The organism is Pseudomonas sp. 2995-1, from assembly GCF_002742505.1.
Lineage (GTDB): Bacteria > Pseudomonadota > Gammaproteobacteria > Pseudomonadales > Pseudomonadaceae > Aquipseudomonas > Aquipseudomonas sivasensis.
Genome location: NZ_LJSA01000604.1, coordinates 235,008 through 256,513, shown reverse-complemented (window position 1 = coordinate 256,513; position 21,506 = coordinate 235,008). Strand labels below are relative to the sequence as shown.

19 protein-coding genes are annotated in these 21,506 nt (G+C 60.7%); 5 read left to right on the top strand and 14 right to left on the bottom strand.

Annotated features, from left to right (window positions below; translation table 11 throughout):
* Window positions 1-3: 3 nt before the first annotated feature.
* From AOA61_RS29425 to leuS, 5 genes are all read right to left on the bottom strand, one after another.
* A complete protein-coding gene (locus tag AOA61_RS29425; RefSeq protein WP_032884601.1) occupies window positions 4-1,329 on the bottom strand; it encodes a lytic murein transglycosylase in 1,326 nt (441 codons plus the stop codon).
* A gap of 61 nt (window positions 1,330-1,390) precedes the next feature.
* Window positions 1,391-1,555 carry an alternative ribosome rescue factor ArfA gene (arfA, locus tag AOA61_RS29420; RefSeq protein ID WP_003176285.1) on the bottom strand — a complete coding sequence of 55 codons (165 nt, stop codon included), beginning with the start codon at window positions 1,553-1,555 and terminating at the stop codon, window positions 1,391-1,393.
* A gap of 228 nt (window positions 1,556-1,783) precedes the next feature.
* On the bottom strand, window positions 1,784-2,821 hold the full coding sequence (gene holA, locus AOA61_RS29415) for a DNA polymerase III subunit delta (RefSeq protein WP_099603275.1): 1,038 nt from the start codon (window positions 2,819-2,821) through the stop codon (window positions 1,784-1,786).
* Window positions 2,822-2,860: 39 nt separating this feature from the next.
* Complete coding sequence (gene lptE / locus AOA61_RS29410; protein ID WP_032884603.1) at window positions 2,861-3,466, bottom strand: LPS assembly lipoprotein LptE; 606 nt, start codon at window positions 3,464-3,466, stop codon at window positions 2,861-2,863.
* 88 nt (window positions 3,467-3,554) lie between these two features.
* Window positions 3,555-6,161: a leucine--tRNA ligase gene (gene leuS / locus AOA61_RS29405; RefSeq protein ID WP_032884604.1), complete on the bottom strand. Its 2,607-nt coding sequence runs from the start codon at window positions 6,159-6,161 to the stop codon at window positions 3,555-3,557.
* Between the two features lie 261 nt (window positions 6,162-6,422).
* Between leuS and AOA61_RS29400 the strand changes: the two genes are divergently transcribed.
* A complete protein-coding gene (locus AOA61_RS29400) occupies window positions 6,423-6,740 on the top strand; it encodes a hypothetical protein (RefSeq protein WP_099603274.1) in 318 nt (105 codons plus the stop codon).
* 98 nt (window positions 6,741-6,838) lie between these two features.
* Entirely contained in the window at window positions 6,839-7,600 is a 762-nt protein-coding gene (locus tag AOA61_RS29395; RefSeq protein WP_095186210.1) for a YdcF family protein, read from the top strand.
* A gap of 74 nt (window positions 7,601-7,674) precedes the next feature.
* Here the strand turns inward: AOA61_RS29395 and lnt are convergent, their stop codons facing one another.
* From lnt to miaB, 5 genes are all read right to left on the bottom strand, one after another.
* Complete coding sequence (gene lnt, locus AOA61_RS29390) at window positions 7,675-9,198, bottom strand: apolipoprotein N-acyltransferase (RefSeq protein ID WP_099603273.1); 1,524 nt, start codon at window positions 9,196-9,198, stop codon at window positions 7,675-7,677.
* 8 nt (window positions 9,199-9,206) lie between these two features.
* Window positions 9,207-10,046 (bottom strand): HlyC/CorC family transporter, encoded by an 840-nt coding sequence (locus AOA61_RS29385; RefSeq protein ID WP_005791724.1) that lies wholly within the window; start codon window positions 10,044-10,046, stop codon window positions 9,207-9,209.
* 31 nt (window positions 10,047-10,077) lie between these two features.
* The gene (gene ybeY, locus AOA61_RS29380; RefSeq protein WP_032884608.1) at window positions 10,078-10,536 is read right to left on the bottom strand and encodes an rRNA maturation RNase YbeY; all 459 of its coding nucleotides are present in this window, start codon (window positions 10,534-10,536) and stop codon (window positions 10,078-10,080) included.
* Window positions 10,529-11,533 (bottom strand): PhoH family protein, encoded by a 1,005-nt coding sequence (locus AOA61_RS29375; protein ID WP_099603272.1) that lies wholly within the window; start codon window positions 11,531-11,533, stop codon window positions 10,529-10,531. Before AOA61_RS29375 ends, ybeY begins: the two co-directional genes overlap by 8 nt.
* A gap of 193 nt (window positions 11,534-11,726) precedes the next feature.
* Window positions 11,727-13,055 carry a tRNA (N6-isopentenyl adenosine(37)-C2)-methylthiotransferase MiaB gene (gene miaB / locus AOA61_RS29370; RefSeq protein ID WP_099603271.1) on the bottom strand — a complete coding sequence of 443 codons (1,329 nt, stop codon included), beginning with the start codon at window positions 13,053-13,055 and terminating at the stop codon, window positions 11,727-11,729.
* A 131-nt stretch (window positions 13,056-13,186) separates the two neighbouring features.
* Between miaB and AOA61_RS29365 the strand changes: the two genes are divergently transcribed.
* Complete coding sequence (locus AOA61_RS29365) at window positions 13,187-13,513, top strand: DUF1820 family protein (RefSeq protein ID WP_003236992.1); 327 nt, start codon at window positions 13,187-13,189, stop codon at window positions 13,511-13,513.
* An 8-nt stretch (window positions 13,514-13,521) separates the two neighbouring features.
* On the opposite strand, the gene AOA61_RS29360 is transcribed toward AOA61_RS29365, so the two are convergent.
* The 4 genes from AOA61_RS29360 to AOA61_RS29345 form a co-directional block, all read right to left on the bottom strand.
* Window positions 13,522-14,076, bottom strand: coding sequence for a tetratricopeptide repeat protein (locus AOA61_RS29360; RefSeq protein WP_032884611.1), 555 nt, complete (start codon window positions 14,074-14,076; stop codon window positions 13,522-13,524).
* A 225-nt stretch (window positions 14,077-14,301) separates the two neighbouring features.
* A complete protein-coding gene (gene hemL / locus AOA61_RS29355) occupies window positions 14,302-15,585 on the bottom strand; it encodes a glutamate-1-semialdehyde 2,1-aminomutase (RefSeq protein WP_099603270.1) in 1,284 nt (427 codons plus the stop codon).
* 18 nt (window positions 15,586-15,603) lie between these two features.
* On the bottom strand, window positions 15,604-16,227 hold the full coding sequence (gene thiE / locus AOA61_RS29350; protein WP_032884613.1) for a thiamine phosphate synthase: 624 nt from the start codon (window positions 16,225-16,227) through the stop codon (window positions 15,604-15,606).
* Window positions 16,228-16,258: 31 nt separating this feature from the next.
* The gene (locus AOA61_RS29345; RefSeq protein WP_032884614.1) at window positions 16,259-17,056 is read right to left on the bottom strand and encodes a hydroxymethylpyrimidine/phosphomethylpyrimidine kinase; all 798 of its coding nucleotides are present in this window, start codon (window positions 17,054-17,056) and stop codon (window positions 16,259-16,261) included.
* A 275-nt stretch (window positions 17,057-17,331) separates the two neighbouring features.
* Here AOA61_RS29345 and AOA61_RS29340 point away from each other — a divergent pair, with 275 nt between their 5' ends.
* Both AOA61_RS29340 and AOA61_RS29335 read left to right on the top strand, forming a co-directional pair.
* Window positions 17,332-19,722, top strand: coding sequence for a hybrid sensor histidine kinase/response regulator (locus tag AOA61_RS29340; protein WP_099603269.1), 2,391 nt, complete (start codon window positions 17,332-17,334; stop codon window positions 19,720-19,722).
* A gap of 68 nt (window positions 19,723-19,790) precedes the next feature.
* Window positions 19,791-21,446, top strand: a complete 1,656-nt coding sequence (locus AOA61_RS29335) for an acyl-CoA dehydrogenase family protein (protein WP_099603268.1) — start codon at window positions 19,791-19,793, stop codon at window positions 21,444-21,446.
* Window positions 21,447-21,506: the final 60 nt, after the last annotated feature.

The window sequence follows — 21,506 nt, the reverse complement described above, 5'->3', positions numbered from 1 at the left end:
GATCTAACGGTTTTGCAGCGACTCCAGCAATTTCACCGTCGGATACCCATCCGCCGGCCAGCCCAGCGCCTGCTGCGCCGCACGAATCGCCTTACGGGTGTTGGCGCCGATAATCCCATCCGGGTTGCCCGCGTCATAGCCATTGGCACTCAACGCCGTCTGCAAATCCATGCGCTGGGATCGGCTCAGTGGCAGCTCATCTTTCGGCCACTCGCCACGAATCACGCCACCGCCACCAAACCGCTCCGACAACAGGCCAACCGCCAGCGCGTAGGACGATGAGTTGTTGTACTTGAGGATGGCGCGGAAGTTATCCAGCACCAGGAACGCCGGGCCGCGATAGCCCGCAGGCAGCAGCAGGGCGGCGGAGAGTTGGTCGACATTGCTTGGCATGCTGGCGCCCGGCGGCAGCTGCACGCCCAGTTTCAGCCACTCAGCGACGGTTTTGCGGGTGCCGCCATCGGCCAGGGCGTAATCGAAGTTCGCTGGCAGTTGTTTCACCTCGAACCCCCACGGCTGGCCTTTCTGCCAGCCGGAGCTTTGCAGGTAGTGCGCAGTGGAGGCGAGGGCGTCGGCCGGGCTATTCCAGATATCGCGGCGACCGTCGCCGTCGAAGTCCACGGCGTGGGTGTTGTAGGTGGTCGGGATAAATTGGGTCTGGCCCATAGCGCCTGCCCAGGAGCCTTTCATCTGGTCGGCCTGGATATCGCCGTGTTGGATGATCTGCAGTGCCGCCAGCAATTGCGCCTGTGCAAAGGCTGGGCGTCGGCCTTCATAGGCCAGGGTCGCCAGGGAGCGGATTACCGAATTGTTGCCCTGGAACTGGCCGAAGTTACTCTCCATGCCCCACACCGACACCAACGCTTGGCGGTCGACGCCATAACGTTGCTCGATGCTTTGCAGGATGTCGGCATATTTGATTAGCAGTGCCTGGCCATTACGCACACGCAACGGCGATAGGGCACCGTCGAGGTATTCCCACACCGGGCGGGAAAACTCCGGCTGGCTGCGGTCGGCGCGGATCACCGCCATGTCGGGGGTGACATTGGCGAAGGCATTGTCGAACACGGCGGCGGTAATGCCGGCCTGCAGGGCTTGCGCGCGGAAACCCGCCTGCCATTCGGCGAAGGTTTGGGTCGGTTGGATATCGAGATTGTCCACGGCCAGCGGGGCCACGACGGCGGGCGCTACAACGGGTGCGGTTTGGAGCTTTGGCAACGGTTGGGCGTCGGCGGCGGTAGGTTTTTCCGCACAGGCGACAAGCAGAATAAGGCTGGAGGCAGCGATCAGTTGGCGAAGGTGCCAATGACGGGAAAGACGAGAGGGCATGCACAGGTCCAGGGATTACAAATCAGACGCTGACCTTATCATGCCAGAGGGGCGCTTGCCTTCAGGCAGCCAGAAAGTAAGAAGCCTCCCAGCTATTAGACTGGAAGGCTTCGCGGCGGTAGCTGCCCTTGCCCTTGCCGGCGCGTTCCTGACGGCTGCGGAACAGTGGCTGGGCGATGATGGATTTGGCCTTGTTGGGGCCATGCTTGGATGGCTTTTTGCTCATGGTCGATGCTCTCCTCAGATGTGATGCAGCGGTGCAAATCATCTGCCGAAGTTGGACAGCTGTAAAGCCCGGCGGCGGGTAGGAGATTTCATTGCGTACGCGATAGGACATGTGGGAGGGGGCTTGCCCTCGATGGTGGTGTTTCAGTCAATACATGTGTCGACTTCAGCGCCGCCATCGGGAGCAAGCCCCCTCCCACATTGGTTCTGTGGTGTTTGGAAACTAGGATTATTCGGCTGGAAGTGTCAGGCGCTGACCGGCCATCAACAACGACAAACGGCTGAGGCTCATCCACGGTGAACCCGCCGCCTGGCCCTTGATCTGCGCATCAATGCGCTGCGCCTCCAGCAACAGTTGTGCCCAGCGTTGCGCCGAGTGCCGTTGAAGGGCTTTGCTCATCAGGGGTTTGCGCTTGTCCCACACCGGTGGCCGAGCCTGGCTGAAGCACTTGTCCAGCGGCGTGCCTTGGCTGTACTGCAGGGCAATATTGGCCAATACCCGAAGCTCTCGGGCCAGGGCCCAGAGAATCACTGGTGGCTCGACCCCTTCGCCACGCAGGCCTTCGAGCATGCGCAGGGCGTGGGCGGGTTCGCCGCTGAGGATTGCATCCACCAGCCCGAATACGTCAAAACGTGCACTGTCCGCCACGGCGCCTTGTACCGTTTCGACGGTAATCTGCCCGTCTTCGGCCATCAGCTTGAGCTTTTCGATCTCCTGAGCGGCGGCAAGCAAGTTGCCTTCGACCCGGGCGGCGATCAGCTCAACGGCGTCTTGCGTTGCGGCCAGCCCCGATTGTGAGAGGCGCTGGCGAATCCACTGCGGCAGCTGATTGCTGTCCACCGGCCATATCTGGATGAACTGGGTCTGCGACCCTTCTACCAAGGCCTTGCCCCACTTGGTCTTCTGCGCGCTGCCGTCGAGTTTGGGCAGGCTGATCAGCAAGACCGTATCTTCAGCGGGACGTGAGCAGTATTCCATCAGTGCTGCCGCGCCTTTATCACCAGGCTTGCCCGATGGCAGACGCAGCTCAAGCAGGCGTTTTTCGGCGAATAGCGACATGCTCGCGCCGGCTTGCAGCAGCGTGCCCCAGTCGAAACTGGCGTCGGCGCTGAATACCTGGCGTTCATCGAAGCCCTGCTGGCGTGCGGCGGTACGGATGGCGTCGGCGGCTTCCTGGCACAGCAGCGGGTCATCACCGCTGACGATGTAGACAGGCGCGAGGCCACCTTGTAGGTGTTTGGCGAGTTGGGCGGGGGCGAGTTTCATAGGCAGGTAGAGCGGGGCGCCTGGGGCGCCCCGTCTGGCTTACTCGACAGGTACTTCAACAGGCGATTGTTTCGGCGTGTTGTCTTCGTACTCTTTCGCAGCTTTCAGCGCATCGGCGTCAGCCTTGGCCTTGTTGTCAGCGGCTTGCTGCAAGGTTTCCAGCTTCTCCGGGGTCAGCATCGACAGGCGCAAGACTACGCGTTGCACCAGATCACGACGCATTTCCTTGCGGACCTGGATGATTTCGGCATCCGAGCCCACCAGGTTGTTGCCATCGTGGCTGACGATTTTCTGCACCTGGATGTTGTCACCCATCAATGGCAGGTGGTCGCGGCCCTGGATTTCAAAGCTGAGCACAGTGCTCAGTTCGATATCCGAGGCGCGCCCTGCGCTGGCGTAACTCAGGTTGCGCTGGGTTTCTTTTTCGTTCGCCAGGAACAGCTTGTAGGTTGCGCCGGTGTAGACGTGTACCCCGTTGTTTTCCAGGACCTGGCGCAACTGGGTCACGGTTTCGCTGTAGGCGTCGCGCGCGCTGACATCCAGCTCCTTGATCGTCAGGTCATTGGTGCCGGTGCCGCGCAGCTGGAAGCCGCAAGCGCTCAGTAGCACGGCAAGGCCCATAACCAGCAGATTGCGTTTGATCATTTTGTTGCTCCCCTTGAAACCATGTGGGCCTTATCGAGGCCTTGAAGGCTTTGTTCGGCGCAGGGCTCAAGCCCTGCGCCCGATGCGATTAGCTAGCGACGATATTGACCAGTTTGCCAGGCACCACGATCACTTTGCGGATCGTCAGGCCTTCGGTAAAGCGCAGCACGTTCTCGTTGACGCGTGCGGCCGCTTCGACTTCTTCACGGCTGGCACTGGCCGGCATGTCGATCTGGCCACGCAGCTTACCGTTGACCTGGATCACCAGTTGCAGCGTGTCCTGTACCAGGGCGCTGTCATCCTGCACCGGCCAGCGCGCATCGATGACTGCGTCGCTATGGCCCAGACGGCTCCACAGGTCGTGGCTGATGTGCGGCGTAATCGGTGCCAGCAGCAGGGTGACCGTTTCCAGGCCTTCCTGTACCAGTGCGCGGTCCTGTTCGGTCGCTTGCGGGGCTTTTTCCAGCACGTTCATCAATGTCATCACCTGGGCGATGGCGGTGTTGAACTTGTGGTTTTGGCCTACATCCTGGCTGGCTTGCTTGATGGCCAGGTGGGTGCTGCGGCGAATAAGTTTCTGCTCGTCGCTCAGGGACGCCACGTCCAGCTTGGCCGGCAGGCCCTGGCTGACATGGGCGTGAGCCAGGCGCCAGACGCGCTTGAGGAAGCGGTGCGAGCCTTCGACGCCGGAGTCGGACCATTCGGCGCTCATGTCAGGTGGCGAGGCGAACATCATGAACAGACGGCAGGTGTCGGCACCGAACTGGTCGATCATCGACTGTGGGTCGACGCCATTGTTCTTCGACTTGGCCATTTTCTCGGTACCGCCGATCTCCACCGGCAGGCCGTCGGCGATCAGCTTGGCGCTGATGACCTTGGCTTTGCTGTCGCGCTCAAGTTCGACGTCCGCCGGGTTGAACCAAGTGTAGGCGCCATTAGCTTCGCGGCGATAGTAGGTCTCGGCGATCACCATGCCTTGGGTCAGCAGGTTCTTGAACGGTTCGTTGGAACTCACCAGGCCTTCGTCGCGCATCAGCTTATGGAAGAAACGCGCGTACAGCAGGTGAAGAATGGCGTGTTCGATGCCACCAATGTACTGATCCACCGGCAACCAATGGTCAGCCGCGGATTTTTCCACCAGGCCACCCTCGTAGTGAGGCGAGGCGTAGCGGGCGTAGTACCACGAGGACTCCACGAAGGTGTCCATGGTGTCGGTTTCACGCTTGGCAGGCTGGCCGCATTTAGGGCAACTGCACTCGTAGAACTCAGGCATGCGTGCCAATGGCGAACCGGCGCCGTCCGGCACCACGTCTTCCGGCAGCACGACTGGCAACTGGTCTTCCGGCACCGGCACGTCACCGCAGGTATCGCAGTGGATGATCGGGATCGGGCAGCCCCAGTAACGCTGGCGGCTGATGCCCCAGTCGCGCAGGCGGAACTGGGTGCGCGAGGCGCCGAGGTTCTTCTTGATCAGCGCGACTTCGATGGCGTCGAAGGCGCCGGCGAAGTCCAGACCGTCGAACTCTCCGGAATTGATCAGGGTGCCGTGCTCGCCGTAGGCGTCTTGCCATGGGGCCGGGTTGGTGTCGCCCGAACTGGTGCGCACCACCGACTTGATCGGCAGGTTGTATTTGGTGGCGAATTCGAAATCACGCTCGTCGTGGGCCGGTACAGCCATTACTGCGCCATCGCCGTAGTGCATCAACACGTAATTGGCGACCCAAACCGGCAACTTCTCGCCGGTCAGTGGGTGCTCGACGAACAGGCCGGTCGGCAGGCCTTTTTTCTCTTGGGTGGCGACGTCGGCTTCAGCCACGCTGCCGCCTTTGCATTCGGCGATGAACGCCTGCAGCTCGGGGTTGTTCTGTGCGGCCTGGGTGGCCAGCGGGTGCTCGGCGGCCACGGCGACGTAGGTCGCGCCCATCAGGGTGTCGGGACGGGTGGTGAAGACTTTGAGTGCGCCCGCTTCGCCGATGGAGTCGACGTTGTACGGGAACTGCACTTCCATGCCCTTGGACTTGCCGATCCAGTTGCGCTGCATGGTCTTGACCTGTTCAGGCCAGCCCGGCAAATCGTCGAGGCTCGACAAGAGTTCATCCGCGTAGGCGGTGATCTTGAAGTAGTACATCGGGATTTCGCGCTTTTCGATCAGCGCGCCGGAACGCCAGCCGCGCCCGTCGATCACCTGCTCGTTGGCCAGCACGGTCTGGTCGATCGGGTCCCAGTTCACGGTGCCGCTTTTTTTGTAGATCACGCCTTTTTCGAACAGGCGAGTGAACAGCCATTGTTCCCAGCGGTAGTAATCCGGCTTGCAGGTGGTCACTTCGCGGGACCAGTCCACCGCCAGGCCCAGGCTGCGCAGCTGGGTCTTCATGTAGGCGATGTTTTCGTAGGTCCACTTGGCGGGAGCCACGTTGTTTTTCATCGCAGCGTTTTCCGCCGGCATGCCGAAGGCGTCCCAACCCATGGGTTGCAGGACGTTCTTGCCTTGCATGCGCTGGTAGCGGGAAATCACGTCGCCGATGGTGTAGTTACGCACGTGCCCCATGTGTAGCTTGCCGCTGGGGTAAGGGAACATCGATAGGCAATAGAAAGTCTCCTTGCCTGGCTGTTCACTGACTTCAAAGGACTTTTGCTCGTCCCAGAAGGTTTGGGCGGCATTTTCTATTTCACGGGGCTGATATTGTTCGTGCATGGCTACTTTTGAACTGGATAGGGGTGGCCTAATCCTCTTCGGTGCAACGTTCAGGTTGTTCGACACCAAAAAGCGGCGCGTCCGTGCCCAAACCCTGCGGGAAGTGGAGTTACAGGAAGCGCCGTAGCATACATGACCCCACTCTATCGAGGGAAACCCTGATTGCGTAGCCGAGGCCGTCTGTCGCGGCGCCGGGCAGGCGCAGCAACGAGGGCTACGCTGTTCAGTGGGGAGCAAGTCTTTCTTCAATGAGGTGAGGGGATGGTTGAATCGCAGCGAATCGCAACTAAACCGGACGTCTACGAGGGACTGATCGACCGATTGGGTCGTGCATTGGATGCAGCGAGGACAGCGGGCCGATTGCGTGATGAACGGCCTGTCGAGTTGGAACTGCGTGGATTGAGTCGCGCGGAGTTGGAACTGATCAAGGCTTACTTGGAACGCAACAAACGCAGTGCGCCCCCTTGGGTGGCAACCCCGCCAGTCCAAGAGCCTACGCACTCTGCCAAGGTGGTGTGGCTCAAGGACTTGCCGGCCGGTCGTGGCCCGGAAATATTCCGGTCCGCCCGCTACAAGTAGTTAACCCCCGCTGAACAACACCATTGCGCTATTTCACTGTAGAGATTGTCGCTAAACCCCGTTACACCTTAGGCTTCGGGCATCTTTGGAGATGCCCGATGCCTATTCGTTATTTCATTAAACAACTGCTCCTGCCGCCCGGCATTCTCTTGCTGCTGCTGGCCCTTGCCTGGTGGTTTAGACGCACTCGCCCACGTTTGGCCGGCTGCTGCTTTGCCCTGGGGTTTGGCGGCATGTGGTTGATCAGCTTGCCGGTGGCCGTGGAGTGGGGCGCGCGGGCCCTGGAGACCGAGCCTCCGTTGGCGCGTGAAGACTGGTCGACCCTGGCCCAGCGCGCCGACGCCATTGTGGTGCTGGGCTCGGGACGTGAGCGCGGCGACCCGGCATGGGGTTCTGATCAGCCTACCGGTATTGGCCTGGAGCGCCAGCGGTATGCCGCCCGACTGGCCAAGGCGTCCGGCCTGCCGGTGCTTACCACCGGGGGATTGCACTACGGTACGCCGCCCAGTGAAGCTGAGCTGATGGCGGTATCGATGCAGGATGATTTCGGCGTTACGGTGCGCTGGAAGGAAGAGCGCAGCCGTACCACCTGGGAAAACGCACAGATGAGTGCCGAGATTCTATTGCCCGAGGGCATCAAGCGTGTGGTGGTCGTGACACAGGCCTGGCACATGCCGCGTTCGGTGTGGAGTTTTGAAAAGGCCGGCTTCACCGTGGTGCCGGCGCCGGTGGGGTTTCTGGGCGTGGACAATGCCCGGCCGCTGGGTGGATGGATGCCCGAGTTCAAGTCGGTGTGGCAGAGCGGGCAGTTGATCAACGAGGCGGTAGGGCAGGTGGGGTATCGGTTGTTCTATCGATAACCCTGCTGATTAAAATGCAGATCAAGATGTAGGAGGGGGCAAGTCCTCTCCCACATTTTGATTCGCGTTGGCTGTTAGACGGTTTTTGACATCCGGCCTGCCAGCAGCGCCCAACCAAACAACCCCAGGCACACGATGATCAGCGGCCACGAGCGCCATTGCAGGTATGGCGTCAGGTTATGCATCGGCACCACTTCGCCATAGAGGATTCCGCGCTCGAATTGCGGGATCTGCGCAGTGATCTGGCCAAACGGGTTGATCAACCCAGTCACGCCATTATTGGTCGCACGGATCATCCAGCGCCCAGCCTCCAACGCACGCATCTGCGCCATTTGCAGGTGCTGCAGCGGGCCGATGGAGCGGCCGAACCAGGTGTCATTGCTGATGGTCAGCAGCAGGTCGCTCTGGGCCGACAGTCCGGCGGCGAATTCCGGGTAGACCACTTCGTAGCAAATGAAAGGCGCGATCTGATAGCCCTTCGCCTGCAACATCGCCTGGTCGGCAGGCCCGCGGGCGAAGTCCGACATCGGCAGGTCGAAGAAGGCAATCAGTCCGCGCAGCATGTCCTGCAGCGGCACGTATTCGCCAAACGGCACGAGCTTCTGCTTCAGGTAAGTGCCGTCGCCTTCGCCTACCACGGTGATGCCATTGAAGTAGCGCTTCTGGTGGTGCACTTCCTGGCGTATTGGCACGCCGGTGATCAGCGCGGTGTGTCGGTCGGCGGCAAACTTGCCCATCATCCCCAGGTAGCCCTCGACGGACTCCTTGAGCACCGGCACCGCCGTTTCCGGCCACACCAACAGGTCGACAGGCTTGGAGCTGAAACTCATGTCGCGGTACAGCGCGAGCTGTGCATTGAGCTGCTCGGGGTCCCACTTCATGCTTTGTTCGACGTTGCCCTGGATGGCCGCTACGGTCAGCGGAGCGCCGGACGGGGACGTCCAAGCGTGATGCTTGAGCGCCAGGCCGATGGCCCAGGGGGCGACCAGCAACACCAGACCTGCGCCGATAAACCCATTGCGTTTACTGGCCAGCAGGCGCGGCAGGTTGCACAGCAGGGCCGCCGTCAGTGCCAGGTCAAAGGAAATCAGCCACATGCCACCCACTGGCGCCAGGCCGGTGAGGGGGCCGTCGAGCTGGCTATAACCGGAGTACAGCCACGGGAATCCGGTGAGGAACCAGCCGCGAAAGGCTTCCTGGCCGACCCACAATGCGGCAAACGTCAGCGCATCTGCCAACGGTGCTTCATTGCGACGCAACCAGCGCGCCCACAGCCAGGCAGGCAGGGCGAAGAACCAGGCAATGGCGGCGGTGAACAACAGCATCAGGAACCCCGCCAGCAGCACCGAAGCGCCGCCGAAGTGGTGGATGCTGTAGTAAATCCAGCTGGTGCCAGCACCAAACAGGCCGAAACCGAAACACCAACCACGGCCCAGCGCCTGACGGGGTGTCAGCTCTCGCAGGCCGACATAGAACACTCCGACCGCGATCAGTGCAAACGGCCACAGATCGAACGGCGCCAGCGCCAGGGTAGTGATGGCGCCGGCCACCACGGCCAGCAAGTTACCGGGCCAGCCGGGTGCGATCATGCGGCGCATTTCAGTCCTTAACGGGCAATAGGGGTCAAGCGGATCAAGTGGATACGACGGCTATCGGCATTCAGGATGCGGAAGCGATACGCGCCGATCTCGGTGGTTTCGTTACGCTTGGGCAGATGCCCGAACGCACTCATTACCAGGCCGCCAACGGTGTCGAACTCGTCGTCGGAGAATTCGCTGTCGAAAAACTCGTTGAAGTTCTCGATCGGCGTCAGCGCCTTGACCAGGAAGTCACCGCTCGGCAGCGGCTTGATGTAGCTGTCTTCTTCGACGTCGTGCTCATCTTCGATGTCGCCGACGATCTGTTCCAGCACGTCTTCGATGGTCACGAGGCCGGCCACGCCGCCGTATTCGTCGATCACAATGGCCATGTGATTGTGGTTGGCGCGGAATTCGCGCAGCAGCACATTCAGGCGCTTGGATTCGGGTACGAAGGTGGCGGGACGCAGCAGGTCCTTGATGTTGAAGCTGTCGCCGTTCTCCTTGAGGATCAGCGGCAGCAGGTCCTTGGCCAGCAGGACGCCCATGACGTCGTCATGGCTTTCACCGATCACCGGGTAGCGCGAGTGCGCGGAGTCGATCACGGCCGGGAGGAATTCCCGCGGGGTCTGGGTCGCCTTGATGCTGATCATCTGCGAGCGCGGGACCATGATGTCCCGTACTTGCAGGTCAGCGACCTGGATGGCGCCTTCGACGATGGCCAGCGCTTCGCTGTCCAGCAACTTGTTCTGGTGGGCCTCGCGCAGCAGCTCCAGCAGCTCCTGGCGGTTTTTCGGCTCGTGGGCAAAAGCCTGGGTCAGTTTACCCAGCCATGACTTTTGCCCGTTGCTCGATCGGTCTTCGCTCATAGCGATTACTCTAAATCCTTTGTTGTGTCAGTTATGTTTCGTCGTCTGCATACGGATCAGGGTGACCCAGTTCGGCAAGCAACGTTTGTTCCAGTGTTTCCATTTCCTCGGCTTCGTCATCGTCTATATGGTCGTAACCCAAGAGATGCAAGCAGCCGTGGATGACTAGATGAGCCCAATGGGCTTCCAGCGTCTTACCTTGTTCCTTCGCCTCGCGCTCCACCACTTCGACGCAGATCACCAGATCGCCCAGCAACGGGATATCCAGCAGCTCATCGGGTACGTCGGCTGGGAACGACAGCACGTTGGTCGCGTAGTCTTTCTGGCGCCAGGTGTGGTTCAACTCGCGGCCTTCGGGCTCGTCCACCAGACGGATGGTCAATTCCGAGTCGGCAGTGCGCTGGCGCAGGGCCAGTGCGCACCATTGGCGGAATTGTTCTTCGCTGGGGGCGGGCGCCTCGGTGGCCAGTTGCAGGTCAAGCTCAAGCATCGCGGCGAACGTCCTTTGACAGTCCGTCGTCGCGGTGTTCGAAGCGCTCGTAGGCTTCGACGATGCGTTGCACCAGCGGGTGGCGCACTACGTCCTTGGGTGAGAAATGCGTGAAACTGATACCCGGCACGTCCTTGAGCACTTCAATCACATGGCTCAAGCCCGACTTGGTGCCCTTGGGCAGGTCAACCTGGGTAATGTCGCCGGTGATGATGGCCGTCGAGCCGAACCCGATGCGGGTCAGGAACATCTTCATCTGCTCGACCGTAGTGTTCTGGCTTTCGTCGAGGATGATGAAACTGTTGCTCAAGGTGCGGCCGCGCATGTAGGCCAGCGGGGCGATTTCAATCACCTGGCGTTCGATCAGCTTGGCCACGTATTCAAAGCCAAGCATCTCGTACAGCGCGTCGTAGAGTGGACGCAGGTACGGGTCGATCTTCTGTGCGAGGTCGCCGGGCAGGAAACCGAGCTTTTCGCCCGCTTCGACCGCCGGGCGCACCAGCAGGATGCGGCGCACTTGCTCGCGCTCAAGGGCATCCACTGCACAGGCCACGGCGAGGTAGGTCTTGCCGGTACCGGCGGGGCCGATGCCGAAATTGATATCGTTGCCGAGGATTGCCTTGACGTACTTCTGCTGATTCAAGCCCTTTGGGCGAATCATGCCTTTCTTGGTACGCAATGCCACGCTGGCTTCAGCGACGGGGTTGTTAGCCAAGTCTTCCACAGCCGACTCCTGCAAATACAGGTGCACGGTTTCTGGCGACAGCTCGCTACCCTTGGTTTCGCGGTAGAGACGGCGCAGCAGATTTTCTGCAGATTTAGTGGGCTGGACTTCACCAATAAGCTCGAACTGATTGCCGCGATTGCGGATCTCGATGCCCAGGCGTTGTTCGATCAGGCGCAGGTGCTCGTCGAACTGTCCGCACAGATTGGCGAAACGGCGAGCCTCAAAGGGCTCAAGGATAAAACGATGGGGTTCTACTGTGGGTGCGTTCAAGGTCGCTTTTAGCCGCCCTTTGGCTGTTTAGGTGAAAGAGAGGATAACGCCAGTGACGCGGGTACGAAAGCACTTACGTCATTGGAATGTTGCACGGCTCCTATGTGGGAGGGGGCTTGCCCCCGATAGCGGTGTGCCAGCAATAAATGAGTGGTCTGATTCACCGCCATCGGGAGCAAGCCCCCTCCCACATTTATTGCACCAGAGAGCCGCGCAGCGAGTGTGGTTGCGCCGCATCGATGTGCACATCGGCAAATTGGCCGATCAGGGTTGGATTGTCGCAACGGAAGTTGACGATCCGATTGTTCTCGGTGCGGCCCTGCAATTCGCCGGGATCTTTCTTCGAGTAGTCGGTGACCAGGATGCGCTGGACTGAACCGACCATTTGTCGGCTGATCTCGAAGCCCTGCTGGTTAAGTCGGTGTTGTAGCGCGTTCAAGCGCTCTTTTTTCAGCGCTTCCGGGGTTTCGTCCACCAGATCGGCGGCGGGTGTGCCGGGGCGTTGGCTGTAGACGAACGAATAGGAGAAGTCGAAACCGACGTCTTCAATCAGCTTCATGGTCTGCTGGAAGTCTTTTTCGGTCTCGCCTGGGAAGCCGACGATAAAGTCTGAGCTGATGCAGATGCCCGGCACTGCTGCACGCAATTTGCGCAATTTGGATTTGTATTCCAGGGCGGTGTGATTGCGCTTCATTGCCGACAGGATGCGATCCGAACCCGACTGCACCGGCAAATGCAGGTGCTTAACCAGCTCAGGCACGTCGGCGTGGGCCTGGATCAGGCTGTCGGAGAACTCCAGCGGGTGCGAAGTGGTGTAACGGATGCGCTCGATACCGTCCACTGCTGCCACTACGCGGATCAACTCTGCCAAATCCGCCAGGCGACCGTACTCGGTCAAGCCGCGATAGCCGTTGACGTTCTGGCCCAACAGGGTCACTTCGCGCACGCCGTTTTCGGCCAGGTGGATGATCTCTGCCAGCACGTCGTCAAAGGGCCGGCTGACCTCTTCGCCACGGGTGTAGGGCACCACGCAGAAGGTGCAGTACTTGCTGCAGCCTTCCATCACCGATACATAGGCGCTTGGCCCGTCGATACGCGGCTCAGGCAAATGGTCGAATTTTTCGATTTCCGGGAACGAGACGTCTACCTGAGGCAGCTTGGTGATACGGGCCGCGTCGATCATTTCCGGCAAGCGGTGCAGGGTTTGCGGGCCGAAGACCACGTCGACATAGGGGGCGCGGTCGCGGATCGCGGCGCCTTCCTGGCTGGCCACGCAACCGCCGACGGCGATTACCATCTCTGGATTGGCCAGTTTCAATTCACGCCAGCGGCCCAACTGCGAGTACACACGGTCCTGGGCACGCTCGCGGATCGAGCAGGTATTGAGCAGGATCACGTCGGCATCTTCGGCGCGGGCGGTGACTTCCAGGGCCTGGTGTTCGCCCAGCAGATCGACCATGCGCGAGCTGTCGTACTCGTTCATCTGGCAACCGTGGGTTTCGATATAAAGCTTCTTGGCCATGGGAATCGTCAACTGGTGGTAAAGAACCGCACATTATAGGGGGCATGCCCATTGGTTCCTAGCGTTGTGCATCGGGTGCCATGCTATAGTTCGCGCCCTCTTTTATATCCCCGATGTGTTATCCGCCCACCATGACCAAACGCGAAGCTCCAATCTACAAGGTGATTTTCCTCAACCAGGGCCAGGTGTTCGAAATGTACGCCAAGCAGATCTATCAAAGTGATCTGTGGGGCTTCCTGGAAGTGGAAGAGTTCGTCTTTGGCGAGCGCACCCAATTGGTCGTCGACCCGGGCGAAGAAAAGCTCAAGGCGCAGTTCGAAGGCGTGGTGCGCAGTTTTGTGCCCATGCATTCAATTGTGCGTATCGATGAAGTCGAGCGGCTGGGCACGCCGAAGATCAGCGAGGCACGGGGCGTGAGCAATGTCATGCCGTTTCCGATGCCAATGCCTGAGAAGTAAGACGACTGTCAGGGCAGGGGTGAGAAGGGCGAACGCCCATCGGCACTCTGCAGTTCCTGCAGGTAGTTGCGGAAAATCTGGCCCAACACCTGGGTGGCCACTTCCAGTTCATCGCGCTGCATGTGCTCGGCGACTTCGTCGGCCGTGTCCAGCGCGTCTTCGGCGCCGTTGACGGCGGCCATTTTCAGCACGATATACGCCTGAACGTTATTGGCCGGCACGCCTTCGCCTTTGAAGAACATGGTGCCTAGCTGGAATTGTGCCTGCGCGTGGCCCTGCAACGAGGCTTTCTCGAAGTAGCTCAAGGCTTTGTTGAGGTCGAGGGCGGGATTTTTGCTGTCGTGGTAGTACTCGCCCAACTCATATTGCGCCTGCGCATCACCTTCGTCGGCCTGTTTCTGGCACGCGCTCAGGGATTCGGCCTGGCTGTCTGGCTGGGTATTGAGGGTGCAACGACCCATCGCTGGGATTAACAACGAGTTGCCGCCTGCTTGGGCATTTGCCAGCAGCGGCTGAAGGAGCAACAGGCAGCCCAGTACCAGGGTGCGGCCGGTGCGTTTCATGGGAATCGACTTACCTCTGACGGGGCGCGCGGACCCTCACGGGATCCAATAAGCGCGCATTATGAAATAAGCAGGCCTCTGCTTACAAAGTCTTTACTCGTTTTTCTGCTGCTTGGGCAAGTTATCTGCCGGATTGCAGGTGAATTCTCGAAAAAATAAGGAAATCTCTGTAAGCAAAGTAGCAAATCTGGCGCCACCCACAGCGACGCCAGATGTTGCGACCGTTTATTTCAGGGCAGCGAATGCGCGTTCAGCGGCGTCCAGGGTCAGTTGCAACTCGGTTTCGCCATGGGCAATCGATGTGAAGCCCGCTTCAAAGGCACTCGGCGCCAGGTACACGCCGCCTTCCAGCATCAAGTGGAAGAAGCGTTTGAACAGGTCGGCGTCGCTGCTCATCACGTCATCAAAGGTGACGATATCGTCCGCACCGCTGAAGTACAGGCCGAACATACCCCCCGCCTGCGTGGTGACAAACGGGATGCCGGCCGCATCGGCGCGCTGTTGCAGGCCGTCCAGCAGGCGAGTGGTGTAGTCGGTCAGCTCAGCGTGAAAGCCCGGGCGGCTGATCAAACGCAGCGTGGTCAGGCCGGCAGCCATAGCCAGCGGGTTACCCGACAGCGTGCCTGCCTGGTAGACCGGACCCAGTGGCGCGATGTGCTGCATGATTTCGCGTTTGCCGCCGAAGCAGCCTACCGGCATGCCACCGCCGATGATCTTGCCGAAGGTGCTCAGGTCAGGCGTGACGCAATAGTGCGCCTGGGCACCACCAAGGGCGACGCGGAAGCCGGTCATCACTTCATCGAAAATCAATACCACGCCATGCTTGTCGCACTGCTCGCGCAGGCCTTCGAGGAAACCCGGTGCAGGTGGTACGCAGTTCATGTTGCCGGCCACCGGCTCAACAATGATGCACGCCACGTCTTGGCCGACTTCGTTGAGCATCTGCTCGACGGCGGCTATGTCGTTGAACGGCAGCGTCAGAGTGTGCTTGGCAAATGCCGCTGGCACACCGGCCGAGCTGGGCACGCCTTGGGTCAAAAGGCCGGAGCCGGCTTTTACCAGCAGGCTGTCGGAGTGGCCGTGGTAGCAGCCTTCGAACTTGATGATGCTGTCGCGGCCGGTGAAACCACGGGCCAGACGAATCGCGCTCATGGTGGCTTCGGTGCCGGAGCTGACCATGCGCACCATTTCCATTGACGGCACGATTGAGCACACCAGGTCAGCCATCTCGGTTTCCATGGCGGTAGGGGCGCCGTAGGACAAGCCGTGCTCCAGCTGTTTACGCACTGCATCCAGCACGTCCGGGTGGCTGTGGCCCAGGATCATCGGGCCCCAGGAACCGACGTAATCAACATAGCGTTTATCATCTTCGTCGGTGACGTAGGCACCTTCGGCATGCTTGAAGAACAACGGCGTGCCGCCCACGCTCTTGAACGCACGCACGGGGGAGTTCACACCGCCGGGGATGTGTTTCTGGGCATTGGCAAACAGGGTTTCGGAACGAGACATGGTGGGGGCTCTCTGAATTCAGGATTTGATTAAGGCGTTGAAAGCGCGGGCGCGGCGCGTGACTTCCTGGGTGCTGTCGGCACCGAACAGGCCGTGGACCACGGCCAGTAAGTCGGCACCGTGGGCCACCAAGGGCTCGGCGTTTTCCAGGGTGACGCCCCCGATCACGCAGATCGGCAAGTGCAGGCGCTTGCGGGCCTCAGCCAGCATTTCAAGGGTGGCGGCAGGTGCACCAGGCTTGGTATTGGAATTGAAGAAGCGACCGAAGGCGACGTAACTGGCGCCTTCGCGCGCGGCCTGTTCGGCCAGTTCAATCTGGCTGTGGCAGGTGGCGCCGATGATGGCTTTGGAGCCCAGCAGCGCACGGGCCGGTGTCAGTGGGCCGTCGGTCTGGCCCAAGTGCACGCCGACGCCCAGGCGCGCGGCCAACTCGGCGTCATCGTTGATGATCAGTTGGGTCTTGTAGCGCGAGCACAGTTCACGCAGCTTTTCGGCTTCACGCAGGCGCCGAGCTTCGTCGCTGCTTTTGTCGCGGTACTGCAACAGGGTCACGCCACCGTCCAACGCCGCTTCCACATAGGCGAGGAATTTGCCGGCCAACAGTTGGCTGTCGGTGATGGCGTAAAGGCCACGTAGTTTCATCGGGCAGGCCTCTTGATGTTCGAGCAGGAAGTTACGAGCAGAAATCCAGCGGCAGCCGGCGCGGTACAAACTGGCCCTGGCCGAGCTGTTCAGCGTCACGCAGGGTGCGCCAGGTGTAGTTGAGCGCCGATTGCACCGCGCTCACCAGACCTTCGCCCTGAGCGATCCGCCCGGCCAGTGCGCTGGCCAGGGTGCAGCCCGAACCGTGATAGCTGCCGGGCAGGCGCTGGCAGGTAAAGGTCTGGTGCGTGCCGTCGCGGCTGTAGAGGCGGTTGTGCACTTCATGCTCGTCGCCATGTCCGCCGGTGATCAACAGATGCTTTATAAATGGCAGCAGTTTTTCGGCGCATTCGTCCGCGGTGCCTTCGGGCAGTTCGGCGAGAATGCGCGCTTCGGGCAGGTTCGGTGTGGCAATCAGCGACAACGGCAGCAGCCGCTCGCGCATGGCGTAGCCCACTTCGTCCTTGCCCAGGCTCCCGCCGCCGCCGGCACGCAGCACCGGGTCGCACACCACCGGCAGGTGCGGATGCGCCTGCAGCAGTTCGACCACGGTGTCGACCATTGCGGTGGAACCGAGCATGCCCAACTTGACCGCCGCTACTTCGGAATCGCCGAGCACGGCATTGGCCTGGGCCAGTACCCACTCGCGGTCGAGCACGCGAAAATCGCTGACATTGACGGTGTTCTGCACGGTCAGGGCAGTAACGGCCGGAGCCGCATGGCACCCTTGGGCGAGCAGGGCTTCGATATCTGCCTGCAAGCCGGCGCCACCACTGGGATCATGGCCGGAGAGACAGAGGACAACAGGGCGAGAGCTGTAGATATTCATGGTGCGCGAGCTTACCACCAAACGCTTTTGGCGTGGCCGTCGCCCGATGGTTGAATTTTGTCCAGGCGGCGACGCTTTTTTGGCACTTTTCTTCTCGCAAAAGTGTGCTGAAAGCCTTGTCCTAGAGCCTTCAGGAAAATTATTTCAATGGTGTCCAATGGCCTTTAGCGGCTATGCTAAAGTGGATCCAAACAACTTAACTGTATCGCCGGTGTACGTCTTCTCAAAAGGAATGGGGGCTTTTGACATAACCGGACAGGCCACGCTGGGGCTCTATGCGCTATTTGCTGATCTTATTGTTGTGCGGGCTGCCGATGCTCGCCAACGCCATCGAGTTCAACCAGGACACTCGCAGCCTGGCACTGGGCCGAGCCATGCAAGTGCTCGAAGACCCGACCGATGCCCTCACGATTGCCGATGTCAGCGCGCCTTCCGCCGCCCGACAATTCAAACCCCACGATAAAGACACCCTCAATGCCGGCTATTCACGCTCGGTGTTCTGGCTCAAGGTCAACCTGCATTACCTGCCCCACAGCCCCGAGGCCCAACGCACTTGGTTGCTGGAGTTGGCCTACCCGCCGCTGGACCACCTTGACCTGTACCTGCCCGATAGCACCGGCAACTATCGCCTGGCCGGGCGCACCGGGGATGCGTTGCCGTTTTCCGCCCGTGAGATTCGCCAGAACAACTACCTGTTCAAGATCGATTTCACCCCCGGCGAGGCGAAAACGGTGTACCTGCGCCTGCAAAGCGAAGGCTCGATCCAGGCCCCGCTGACCCTTTGGTCCAGCACCGCCTACCTGGAACAGCAGCCGCTGCGCTTGTATGTATTGGGCCTGATCTACGGCGTGTTGTTGGGGATGCTGGTGTACAACCTGTTTATCTACCTCAGCGTGCGCGACACCAGCTACCTCTATTACATCTTCTATATCGCCTCGTTCGGCATGTACCAGTTGTCGGTCAACGGCGCGGCAGTGGAGTATTTCTGGCCGAACAACCCCTGGTGGGCGAATGCCGCGACGCCGTTCCTGATAGGTGCGGCTGCGTTGTTTGGCAGCTTGTTCGCGCGCAGCTTCCTGCATACGGCGCAGCACAGTCGCTGGATCAACCGCTTACTGCTGGCGTTGGTGGCCTGCGGTGCTGTGGTGATGTTGTTATCGCTGATGACCAGCTACGCCCTGGCGCTGCGCCTGGCTACCGGCTTGGCGTTGGTGTTTACCGTGACTATCTTTGTCGCCGCCATCAAGGCCTGGTACTGCGGGCAGCGGGTGGCGCGCTATTTCATCATTGCTTGGTCGGCCTTCCTGCTGGGCGGAGTGGTGAATACGCTGATGGTGCTGGGCTACCTGCCCAATGTGTTCCTTACGATGTACGCCAGCCAGATCGGCTCGGCGATTGAAGTGGCGCTGTTGTCCTTGGCGTTGGCTGATCGCATCAATGCCATGCGTGAGCAACAGGCGCAGATTCTGCTCGACGCCAGCCAAAAGCTCGAAGTGCTCAACCAGCAACTCGCCCGCAGCAACCGGCTCAAGGATGAGTTCCTCGCCACCCTGACCCACGAACTGCGCACCCCTATGAACGGCGTGATCGGCTCCCTTGAGTTGATGCAAACCGTCCCACTGGACGACGACCTCGCGCAATACCAGCAAACCGCCGCCGGCTCGGCGCGGGACATGATGCGCATGGTCAACGGCATTCTGACCCTCACCGAACTGCAGGCCGGGCGCCTCAGTGCACAGCTTCAGGTGTTCAGCCTGCGCGGCGTGCTCGACACCTTGCGCCAGCAATTCAGCGCCAGCGCCCAAGCCAAAGGCTTGGCGTTTTCCATCGATGTGGCCGATGAACTGCCGGACCGCGTGGTGGGCGACGCAGATAAACTTATCCAGTGCCTGGATTGCCTGCTGGACAACGCATTCAAATTCACCCACGAAGGCGCCGTGCGCCTGCGGGTGGTGGGCGTGCCCCACAGCGACGGTGGCTTGCGCCTGAGCTTTATTGTGACCGACACCGGTATTGGCTTCGCCTTCCTCGACGAGGCCACCCTGTACCAGCGGTTTTTCCAGCTCGATGGCTCCATGACTCGTGAATACGGCGGCATGGGTATCGGCCTGGCTATCTGCCGGCAATTGATCGAGCTGTTGGGCGGGCGCCTCACGCACCATTCCGAGCCAAGCAAGGGCAGTCGTTTTCAACTGGAAGTGGAAGTCAGCCCGGTGGCGCCTGAAGCAAAACCGGCGGCGGATCGGCAGCGCGCGCCTCAGGATTGCGCGGTGCTGCTGGTGGATGACAACAGCATCGGCCAACTGGTGGTGCGCGGCATGTTGCTCAAGCTCGGTTACCGAGTGAAAAACGTGGACAGCGGCCCGAGCGCATTGGCGGCCTTGCAGAGAGGCAATTTCGATGCGGTGGTGTTGGATATACCTGAGGGCGGCTTCTCATTGTGCTGTCAGATCCGTGCACTGCCGGGCTGCGCAGAGTTGCCGGTGATTGCCTTGAGCACGTCGCTGAATGTGTCTGAGCGCGAGCACTGTCATGGCATCGGCGTGTCCGACCGCCTCGCCAAACCTGTGCGTTTTGAGGCCTTGCGGGTGGTGTTGGAGCGCCGGGTGCTGTGTCCGCAAGAGGGTGAAAGCGCCGGGCATTCGGCGGGTATGTCACTTTTTTAAGGCGGGTGACGGTGCTTAACTGAAATTCAGGCCTCAACTCAACGGGGCTTTTTCCATGAGGCCCCGTCATGAACCTGCACCCGTTCGCCGAAACCCACGACGTCACTAACCAGCCCCCATCCCTGGATGGCACCAACCTTTACCGCATCGATCTGCCGTTGCAAGAGTGGTCGCGCCGCTTTGGTGCCGGCTGGGCACAACCGCGCCTCGATGCCTATGGCGCGCTGGCCGGTGGGCCGTTGATGGCGGCCGGTTTCCTGGCGAATCAGAACAAGCCCGTGTTCAACAGCCATGACCGTTATGGTCATCGCATCGACCTGGTGGAATTTCATCCTGCTTACCACGAACTGATGCGTATCGCCGTCGAACACGGCCTGCCGTCGTTGCCGTGGGCACACCCGCAGTCCGGCGCTCATGTGGCGCGGGCCGCGATGACTTATCTCCACAGCCAGGCCGAAGCCGGCACTGGCTGCCCGCTGACCATGACCTTCGCCTGCGTCCCGGCCCTGCGCCTGCAATCGGACCTGGCGAAGACGTGGTTGCCGAAAATCCTCAGCACCGAATATGACCCGCGCAATGTCGGTATCGCCCATAAGACCGGCGCCACCATCGGCATGGCCATGACCGAAAAACAGGGCGGCACCGATGTGCGGGCCAATACCACTCGCGCGTATCCGGTAGGGGCCGGCGGTCCAGGGCAAGCTTATGAGCTGGTCGGGCATAAGTGGTTCTGCTCGGCGCCGATGTGCGATGCGTTCCTGACGCTGGCTCAGACTGACAAGGGCCTGACCTGTTTCCTACTGCCTCGGCACCGCCCGGATGACACGCGCAACGAGTTCTATATCCAGCGCCTTAAAAACAAGCTCGGTAACTGCTCCAACGCCTCCAGCGAAGTGGAGTTTCGCGGTGCCCTGGCCTGGATGATCGGCGAAGAAGGCCGTGGCGTGCCGACCATCATCGAGATGGTCGCCATGACCCGCTTTGACTGCATGGTCGGCTCCAGCGCCTTGATGCGCCAGGCGTTGACCCAGGCCAGTCATCATTGCGCCCATCGTTTGGTAGGTGGCCGTGTACTCAGTGAGCAACCGCTGATGCAAAACGTGCTGGCCGACCTCGCCCTGGAAAGCGAAGCCTCGCTGGCCTTGAGCATGCGCATGGGCTGCGCCCTGGATAATCTGGGTGATGAGCGGGAGGCCAAATTCGCCCGGCTGGTGACAGCGGTGGGCAAATATTGGATCTGCAAGCGCGCCCCGGCGATGATCAATGAAGCCGCCGAGTGCATGGGCGGCGCGGGGTATGTCGAGGACAGCATCCTGCCGCGCTTGTACCGTGAGGCCCCGGTAAATTCGACGTGGGAAGGTTCCGGCAATGTGCAGTGCCTGGACGTGCTGCGCGCTCTGTCCAAAGAGCCCGGCGTGCTGGAAGCGCTGTTTGTCGAACTCGGTGACGGGCATGGCGATAAGCAGCTGGCGCGGCACATCGAACAACTGAAGTCGGCGTTCATGGACACCCAGGACATTCAGTATCGCGCGCGGCAGTTGACTGAGGACATCGCCGTGGCACTGCAGGCCAAGTTATTGCTGGAGGCCGGTCATGGGGCGGTCAGCGATGGGTTTAGCGCCAGCCGTTTGGGCCAGTCGTCTGGCCGCGTCTACGGCACCTTGCCGCGTGGCGTCGATGTCGGGGCCATCGTCGCGCGCTCAAGCCCCAATGTCTCTGAATAGACACGGTCCAAATGGGGGAGGGGGCTTGCTCCCGATGGCTGAGTGTCCGTCAGCCTATCT

Excerpts from the sequence above, each read along its gene's own strand:
- AOA61_RS29340 (WP_099603269.1), top strand. The coding sequence starts at position 17,332 with ATGCGCTATTTGCTGATCTTATTGTTGTGCGGGCTGCCGATGCTCGCC.
- holA (WP_099603275.1), bottom strand. The coding sequence starts at position 2,821 with ATGAAACTCGCCCCCGCCCAACTCGCCAAACACCTACAAGGTGGCCTC.
- AOA61_RS29425 (WP_032884601.1), bottom strand. The coding sequence starts at position 1,329 with ATGCCCTCTCGTCTTTCCCGTCATTGGCACCTTCGCCAACTGATCGCT.
- thiE (WP_032884613.1), bottom strand. The coding sequence starts at position 16,227 with ATGAAACTACGTGGCCTTTACGCCATCACCGACAGCCAACTGTTGGCC.
- leuS (WP_032884604.1), bottom strand. The coding sequence starts at position 6,161 with ATGCACGAACAATATCAGCCCCGTGAAATAGAAAATGCCGCCCAAACC.
- AOA61_RS29365 (WP_003236992.1), top strand. The coding sequence starts at position 13,187 with ATGACCAAACGCGAAGCTCCAATCTACAAGGTGATTTTCCTCAACCAG.
- AOA61_RS29335 (WP_099603268.1), top strand. The coding sequence starts at position 19,791 with ATGAACCTGCACCCGTTCGCCGAAACCCACGACGTCACTAACCAGCCC.
- AOA61_RS29395 (WP_095186210.1), top strand. The coding sequence starts at position 6,839 with ATGCCTATTCGTTATTTCATTAAACAACTGCTCCTGCCGCCCGGCATT.
- lptE (WP_032884603.1), bottom strand. The coding sequence starts at position 3,466 with ATGATCAAACGCAATCTGCTGGTTATGGGCCTTGCCGTGCTACTGAGC.
- hemL (WP_099603270.1), bottom strand. The coding sequence starts at position 15,585 with ATGTCTCGTTCCGAAACCCTGTTTGCCAATGCCCAGAAACACATCCCC.
- miaB (WP_099603271.1), bottom strand. The coding sequence starts at position 13,055 with ATGGCCAAGAAGCTTTATATCGAAACCCACGGTTGCCAGATGAACGAG.
- arfA (WP_003176285.1), bottom strand. The coding sequence starts at position 1,555 with ATGAGCAAAAAGCCATCCAAGCATGGCCCCAACAAGGCCAAATCCATC.
- AOA61_RS29360 (WP_032884611.1), bottom strand. The coding sequence starts at position 14,076 with ATGAAACGCACCGGCCGCACCCTGGTACTGGGCTGCCTGTTGCTCCTT.
- ybeY (WP_032884608.1), bottom strand. The coding sequence starts at position 10,536 with ATGCTTGAGCTTGACCTGCAACTGGCCACCGAGGCGCCCGCCCCCAGC.
- lnt (WP_099603273.1), bottom strand. The coding sequence starts at position 9,198 with ATGCGCCGCATGATCGCACCCGGCTGGCCCGGTAACTTGCTGGCCGTG.
- AOA61_RS29345 (WP_032884614.1), bottom strand. The coding sequence starts at position 17,056 with ATGAATATCTACAGCTCTCGCCCTGTTGTCCTCTGTCTCTCCGGCCAT.
- AOA61_RS29400 (WP_099603274.1), top strand. The coding sequence starts at position 6,423 with ATGGTTGAATCGCAGCGAATCGCAACTAAACCGGACGTCTACGAGGGA.
- AOA61_RS29385 (WP_005791724.1), bottom strand. The coding sequence starts at position 10,046 with ATGAGCGAAGACCGATCGAGCAACGGGCAAAAGTCATGGCTGGGTAAA.